Origin of the sequence: uncultured Campylobacter sp., assembly GCF_937997465.1 — a bacterium.
GTDB lineage: Bacteria > Campylobacterota > Campylobacteria > Campylobacterales > Campylobacteraceae > Campylobacter_A.
The window spans coordinates 1-7,224 of the sequence record NZ_CALKTQ010000083.1; the positions used below are offsets into that span (position 1 = coordinate 1).

Genomic DNA, 7,224 nt, shown 5'->3' on the forward strand with positions numbered 1-7,224 from the left:
TGCGGGCGTTTGAGAGCGTCGGAGTAGCGAGCATGACTTCAAATTTAGATATGAGGTCGTAAAATTTCTTTGCCCAGCCTTGGCAGTCTAGTTCGTTTTGCGCGAGGAACATCGCGATCGCCATAAACATCTGCTGCGGTAGCTCGATCGGCGCGCCGCTGCGGTCTTTGATGAGGTAGCGGTCGTATAGCGTCTTGATACCAAGATAGGCAAACTGTAAGTCGCGCTCTGGCCTGATGTAGTCGTTTAGGTCGTCCAGGTCGTATTTTTCTTTTAGTCCAGGGATTATACGGCCTGCTTTTTCGCCCTTTTGCAGATAGTCGCGTAGGTGGTTGTAGCCGCTAAAGCCCGTGACCTTGTGATAAAGGTCGTATAGAAATAGCCTTGCCGCGACGAAGGTCCAGTTCGGGCGATCGATGTCGATTTTTTCGACAGCTGTTTTGATGAGGGTTTGCTGGATCTCCTCGGTCGTTATCATATCGCGAAACTGAATTTTCGCGTCCACCTCAAGCTCGCTTAGGCTTACGTTTGCCAGCCCTGCAACCGCCTCGCTCGTGTATTTTTTAATCTTGCTTACGTCAAGCTCTTCCGTGCGTCCGTTTCGTTTTAGTACTTTCATTAAATTTCGCCCTGCTTTCCGAATACTCTCGCGAAAATCCCATCCACGTGCCTGGCGTAATACGCATAATCAAAGCACTCTTTTATTTCGGCTTCGCCCAGGCTTGCGCGTAGCTCCTCGTCGGCGAGCAAATTTTGTAAAAACAGGCTCTCGCCGTTTTCGTTTATCGCCTTTTTGCCTTCTTGCAGATCCGCCCAGACCTTCATCGCGTTGCGCTGTACGATCTTGTACGCGTCTTCGCGCGAAATCCCGCGTTGCGGAAGCTGCAGAAGCACGCGCTGAGAAAATACTAGCCCACCGGTCAAATTTAGATTTTTCATCATATTTTCCGGATAAACTACCAAATTTGCGATCAAATTCGTAATGCGCGCTAGCATGAAATCAGCCGTGATGAAGGCGTCCGGTAGGATAAATCGCTCGACCGAGCTGTGGCTGATGTCGCGTTCGTGCCAGAGTGCGACGTTTTCGAGCGCGGGCGTCACGTATGAGCGCAGCATCCTGCAAAGGCCGGTGATATTTTCGCTAAGCACGGGATTGCGCTTGTGCGGCATCGCGCTGGAGCCCTTTTGACCGGGGCTGAAGTACTCCTCGGCCTCATAAACCTCCGTCCTTTGGAAGTGACGTACGGCGACGGCGATCTTTTCGCAGGTGGCGGCTAGCACGGCGATAGCGCTGATGACGTGGGCGTAGCGGTCGCGCTGGATGACCTGATTTGACGCGGGAGCAGGTTTTAGACCAAGCTCAGCGCAGGTTAGCTCCTCAAACTCGAGCGGTGCGTGAGCGAAATTTCCCATCGCGCCGCTTAGTTTGCCGTAGGCGGCGACCTCTTTTGCGTCTTGCAGCAGCTTCAGCGCGCGCGCGACCTCGTCGTACCAGACCGCAAGCACGAGTCCGAAGGTGATCGGCTCGCCGTGGATACCGTGGCTGCGACCGACCATCATCGTGTTTTTGTGCTCCTGCGCTCTGGTTTTGATCGCGCTCATGAGGCCTTTTACGTCCTCTATGATAAGCTCCATGCTACTTTTGATCTGAAGTGCGACAGCGGTGTCGATGCAATCTGAGCTAGTCATGCCGTAGTGCACGAAGCGACTCTCCTCGCCCAGACTCTCGCTCACGCTCGTTAGAAACGCGATCACGTCGTGTTTGGTCGTCTTTTCGATCTCGTCGATGCGCGCTACGTCAAATTTTGCATTTTTGCAAATTTTCTCGCAGTCCGCATCGCTGATAAAGCCCAGCTTATTCCACGCTTTGACCGCAGCCTTTTCGACCTCCAGCCACGCACCATATTTTGCCTGCATATCCCACTTTTGCGCCATCTGTTCGCGCGAATATCTTTCTACCATCTTTAGCCTTTTTTATGCGAATTTTTGTATAATTTTTTAAGGAAAGATTATATAAAAACTGGGCTGAAATCGCGGTTAGTATCCGCTAAATTTGCCCTTAAATTTTAGATTTAAAGAGTGAAAATTGCCTTATATTCATAAATTTATTGCGCATGCCCAGGGGCAAAAAGCGTATGAATTTTTACTGCAAAATGGCTATAAAATGCGCGAAGCCCAGCGGCTCATCGACAAAGGCCGGCTTACCTGCGACGGCGCGGTCGTCGGTGAAAAAAATGCCTTGCTAAGTGGCGAAATTTGCCTGATAGATTATGAGACGAATCCGCGCGGGCTAAAGCCGATTTTTGAGTGCGATAAATTTGCGGTTTTTGATAAACCCAGCGGCGTGCTCAGTCACCCAAACGGCAGGCACTGCGAGTACTCACTAAATGACGAAATTTGGTCGCTCTACGGCCACGAGGCGTCGGTCGCGCACCGTCTAGACTGTGAAACGAGCGGACTCATCGTCGTTGGCAAAGACAAAAATGCAGTCGTAAATTTGAAAAAACTTTTTGAAAATCGGCAGGTTTATAAAAGTTACGTTGCGCTCGTGCACGGAAAAATAAGCGAAAATTTGCGTATCGAAGCGAATATGGATCTAGCAAACGACTATGACGACGTGAAAATGCGAATGCGAATTTGCGAGGACGGTAAAAGCGCAGTTACGGAGATTTTGCCGATAGAGTATTTTGCCGACATCGATGCGACGCTGGTTCGAGCCGTACCGCTCACGGGCAGGCAGCATCAAATTCGCTTACATTTGTTCCACGTGGAACATAAGATTTTAGGCGAACCGCTCTACGGCCTATCTCGACCGCAAATCGAGAAAATTTTAGATAAAGAGATGAGCGAAAGCGAGCGAATTTTGACAACCGGCGCTCCCAGACTGCTACTACATTCTGATGAAATTTGCTTTAAATTTGACGGCGTAGAATACAAAATAAAATCAGAATTTGATGCGAAAGATGAATTTTATAAACTTGTAAAGCACGGATAGATTTTGAGCCGATTTGCTAGGCCATTTTTTATTTATATTAGGAAGCTTTATAAAATATGACAGCATAAAGACGGTAAATTTTAGATATGTAACATCCGCTAGCGATAGCATCAAATACAAAACGATGCCATAAAATTTAACTACTATTGGGCATGATTCGCCCCACAAAAAAAGTGTTTTATTTCGGCTATACAGCATTGCGCGCTTGTTCGTTTGTTTGGCAACCCTGCTCTACTTCGCTTTTAGTAAAAGATGTAAGGGGTAAACTAACGTAATTTTCGTTAGTAAATTTGTCCTTGTTAGTTAACGTGCGGTTAAATTTAGACGGCTGGAAACGGGTTTTAGTACCGATTTTTGGTGCTATCTTTACGGCTTTGTTTATAGCGCTTATGTATAACGGGGGCGATAAGCGAATTTTTAGCTATGTTATCTTTATCGCAAACACCTTTTTGTACCCATACTCTCGCTTTGTTTATGAAAGTATCGTAGGCTTCATATTTAGCAAAAACGTCTTTTTTGCAAATGTACTTTTTATTCACCGCTAAATTTATCACAATGCTTATTTGTTGGAGTTTTGCAGTTTTTATCGCGCCGCTGGGGCTTTTATATTTATACTTTTATCACACGAAAAATAAAACCTTTGACGAGTAAAAATCAATTTGCGCGCGGCGGCTGGGCAAATTTATAGCCAAGGGTTAAAAGCCGAATGCCGTCTCGCCGCTGCCGATTTTTACGACTTTGCCGCTTTGCGTCATAACGCCTAGGCCGTGCTCCATATCCCATGAGCAGCTAAATTCAAAGCCTATTTTTGCGGTTTTACCGCTAAGTAAAATATAGATATTTTGTAGCTCCAAAAGCCTACCAAGCTCGTGCTGCGCGCAGATATTTGGCATAAAATCATTCTTTGTCTCGCTCGGATAGTCGTAAATTTCTTGCCATTTTGGATAATTATTGAAAATCTCGGTAAGAATTTCATTTAAAATTTCCTCCTGATTTTGCCTTAAAAAATAAACTGCATTTGAGTGCGTGCGGCTTGGCTCGTATACCTCATCGCCTTTTTTGTTTAGAAACGTGCAATAAAATTTTGCCTCTTGCTCTAAAATTTTGCCGTAACGCTCGAGTTCTATCTCAAATCCGAAATCATCAAATTCATCTTCATCATACTCTTCTTCTATAAATTCAGGCAAAATTTCAGGATTTACAAGATAATCTTTAAAAAATTTAGCGATGCGTTCGTCTCCGGCAAAGACATAGTCCCTGTCCGCGTCGTAGCTTTTTTGCAGATATTTTAGCGCTGCTTCTTTTTGACCGCAGGCTAGACAGCGCTCGCCTCTATAATAGTCTTTTACGTAGGAGGGGCTATCTTTTGCCTTATTGCACTTATACATCTCATCGATCCAGCGCAGGACGTTGGCGCAGTCTTTCAGCTCTTCGTATTCGCTTATCATGCGGTGCGCGTAGATGTACGCATCGTAGATTTTGTACTTTTCCTCGTCTGCTTCCGCCCATTTTGTTTCTATGAAATTTATGATCTGTGCTTTGGTTATCGTTGATTTTTTAAGTAGCGATTTGCTTAAAAATACGTCGATTTCGTCCATTATTTTTTGCGCGTTCATTGTTACTCCGTTATAAATTTCCTACTGATCTGCCTTATGATCTGAAAATAATCGCCGAATTTTTCCTCGACTTTTTTGAAGTTTTTTATCTTATACATATCCTTTTTGTCGCGATGACAGAGCATCAGATAGGTCGTAAAGTGTAAAATATCTAAAATTTCGGCCCTTAAATTTTTATCTTCTATCTCGTTTTCTAGGCAGATTTTTAGGATTTTTTGAAAATTTTCTTATCAATATAGCAAAAATCATAGAGCAAGAATGCTATATCATCGGTCGTGTTTGTCATAAAAAGCCGTCTTTATGATTAGTCCGAGCCCTAAAAAAACCACTATACAGACGAAAACTATCTGGGATATATCAAGTAGCGTCATTTTGCCGTCTTGGCTAGCGTTTTGCCATTTGTTTGATTGTCGCGCTCTTTTAGCTGTCCGCACGCTGCGCTGATATCTAGCCCCTTGCTCTGCCTGATGGTGCAGGTCACGCCGTGATCGCGCAGATACGTCTGAAATGCCTCCATATCGGCTGTGTTTGGACGTCCGTATTCGCTACCATCGTGTGGATTAAAGTAGATCAAATTTACTTTTGCTTTGATGCCGTGCAGCAGCGAAACGAGCTTTTTAGCATCTTTTATGCCGTCGTTCATGTCTTTTATGACGAGATACTCAAACATCACTCGCTTGCGCATATCGATCGGAAAGCCCCTCACGGCCTCCATAACGGACTCGATTTTGTAGGCGTTATTTATAGGCATCAATTTGCTGCGAAGCTCGTTAGTAACGGCGTGCAAAGATATCGCTAACAGCACGCCCAGATCCATCTCGCCGAGCTTTTTTATCTGGCTACCTAGCCCGCTCGTACTAACGGTCTGGCGGCGCGGCGCGATAGCTAACCCGTCGTTTTCTTTTAAAATTTTTATAGCTTTACTAACGTTTTCTAGGTTGTCAAGCGGCTCGCCCATGCCCATATATACGACGTTTACGCGGCGCTCGTAGGGGATTTTATTTTCTCTTTTTATCCACAAAATTTGCCCCACTATTTCGCCTGGCGTTAGGTTTCTCGTTAGTCCGCTCTTGCCGGTTAGACAAAACGAACAGCCCATGCGGCAGCCTACCTGCGAGCTAACACAGATGGTATAACGAGCATGGCGCGCTACCTCGCCATTTTCGTCGCTGAGCTCCTCTTTCATCGGTAGCAACACGCTTTCGATGCGCAGCCCGTCTTTGAGCTCGAAAAGATACTTTATAGAGCCGTCGGCGCTCTGCTCAAATTTGACGCACTTTAGCGGATCAAGGTAAAACTCCTGTGCTAAATTTGCACGCAAATCCTTTGGCAAATTTAGCATTTCATCAAAACTGGTTGCGTTTTTCTTGTATAGCCATTCGAAAATTTGCTTAGCGCGAAACGGCGGCGAGAGCTGCTCTTTTAGCTCGTCTAATGTAAAATCAAGCAAATTTTTCAAATGATTTCCTTTTGTTTTAGGTATTTTTCGAGCTCTTTTTTTGCTTGCTCGTGGTTTTTGATAAAGTCTGCGTGTGCGTTTTTGTCACAGAAATTCGTTGCTACAAATATACCGTAAGCCGGGATTTGAAATTTTTGCGCGACTTTGAGGACGGCAAAAAATTCCATATTTTCTAAAAAATATCCGCGCGCAAAAAGCTCGTGAGCTAAATTTTGATCTATTGTGATGAAATTTGAGGAATTTACTTTGCATGTTCCACGTGGAACAATAGAAGCGATTCCACTCTCTATCGGCAAATAACTTTTGTTTTCTAGGCTTGAAATTTCGATATTTGCTGCGACTGAGCTCTCGTAAATTTTAAAAATTTCCCCCTCTTTATAAAGTCCCGCCGAGCCTATAAAAATGATTTCTCTCGGTAGTGCGTTTAAAATTTTATCTGGGTTTTGGGAGGATTTCGCGCTTTGCAAAATGGGCGAATCTATCAAATTTAGTCTTTCATCAAACTGTCCATTGGCCATCAAATTTTGCTCGTATCTACCGCAGCTATCAACCATAGCTCGCTTTTGCAAAAGCGCCGTCAAATTTATGCTCATATCTACTAGCCCCACGCCCATAGGTAGCGCGAAAGGAAATATCTCGTTTCGCCCCGCTGAAATAATCACACTCTGGCCTTTTGCGCACTAAATTTGAGTTTAAATTTCACAGTCTGGCCTCGATGCCGTTTTGTCTGAGGTATGTTTTAAGCGCCCTAATCTCAATTTCTCTAAAGTGAAAAATAGATGCCGCTAGACACGCGTCCGCACCCGCTAAAAATGCGTCCTTAAAGTGCTCCATTTTGCCCGCACCGCCGCTTGCGATGACGGGGATATCAAGCGCGCTGAAAATTCGCGTCAAATTTAGCTCAAAGCCGTTTTTAACGCCGTCGCAGTCCATCGACGTGAGTAAAATCTCGCCCGCACCGCGCTCCTGTGCTTCTTTTGCCCACGCTAGAGCGTCCTTGCCCGTATCTAGCCTGCCGCCATTTATAAAAACGCTGTAACTCTCGCCTATTCTTTTTGCGTCGATCGCGACTACGACGCACTGCGAGCCGAATTTATTCGCCGCTTCGTCTATCAAATTTGGATTTTTTATCGCGGCTGAGTTGAGGCTGATTT

The 7,224-nt window shown here is 45.2% G+C and carries 8 protein-coding genes; 1 reads left to right on the forward strand and 7 read right to left on the reverse strand.

What is annotated here, in order from left to right:
- Both Q0546_RS02455 and purB read right to left on the reverse strand, forming a co-directional pair.
- The coding region (locus tag Q0546_RS02455; protein WP_298790212.1) for a ribonucleotide reductase N-terminal alpha domain-containing protein at positions 1–619 on the reverse strand (619 nt) is incomplete at its 3' end.
- Positions 619–1,962, reverse strand: coding sequence for an adenylosuccinate lyase (gene purB / locus Q0546_RS02460; protein ID WP_298790214.1), 1,344 nt, complete (start codon positions 1,960–1,962; stop codon positions 619–621). The genes purB and Q0546_RS02455, both read right to left, overlap by 1 nt.
- Before the next feature lie 124 nt (positions 1,963–2,086).
- On the opposite strand from purB, the gene Q0546_RS02465 reads away from it, so the two are divergent.
- Positions 2,087–2,995, forward strand: coding sequence for an RluA family pseudouridine synthase (locus Q0546_RS02465; RefSeq protein ID WP_298790216.1), 909 nt, complete (start codon positions 2,087–2,089; stop codon positions 2,993–2,995).
- Between the two features lie 341 nt (positions 2,996–3,336).
- On the opposite strand, the gene Q0546_RS02470 is transcribed toward Q0546_RS02465, so the two are convergent.
- The 5 genes from Q0546_RS02470 to Q0546_RS02490 all read right to left on the reverse strand — a co-directional run.
- Positions 3,337–3,549: a hypothetical protein gene (locus Q0546_RS02470; RefSeq protein ID WP_298790218.1), complete on the reverse strand. Its 213-nt coding sequence runs from the start codon at positions 3,547–3,549 to the stop codon at positions 3,337–3,339.
- A gap of 141 nt (positions 3,550–3,690) precedes the next feature.
- On the reverse strand, positions 3,691–4,611 hold the full coding sequence (locus Q0546_RS02475) for a hypothetical protein (RefSeq protein ID WP_298790220.1): 921 nt from the start codon (positions 4,609–4,611) through the stop codon (positions 3,691–3,693).
- A 367-nt stretch (positions 4,612–4,978) separates the two neighbouring features.
- Entirely contained in the window at positions 4,979–6,070 is a 1,092-nt protein-coding gene (rlmN, locus tag Q0546_RS02480) for a 23S rRNA (adenine(2503)-C(2))-methyltransferase RlmN (RefSeq protein WP_298790222.1), read from the reverse strand.
- A complete protein-coding gene (locus Q0546_RS02485) occupies positions 6,067–6,732 on the reverse strand; it encodes a purine-nucleoside phosphorylase (RefSeq protein WP_298790226.1) in 666 nt (221 codons plus the stop codon). Before Q0546_RS02485 ends, rlmN begins: the two co-directional genes overlap by 4 nt.
- Positions 6,733–6,769: 37 nt before the next feature.
- A partial coding sequence (locus Q0546_RS02490; protein ID WP_298790228.1) for a HisA/HisF-related TIM barrel protein occupies positions 6,770–7,224 on the reverse strand: 455 nt, incomplete at its 5' end.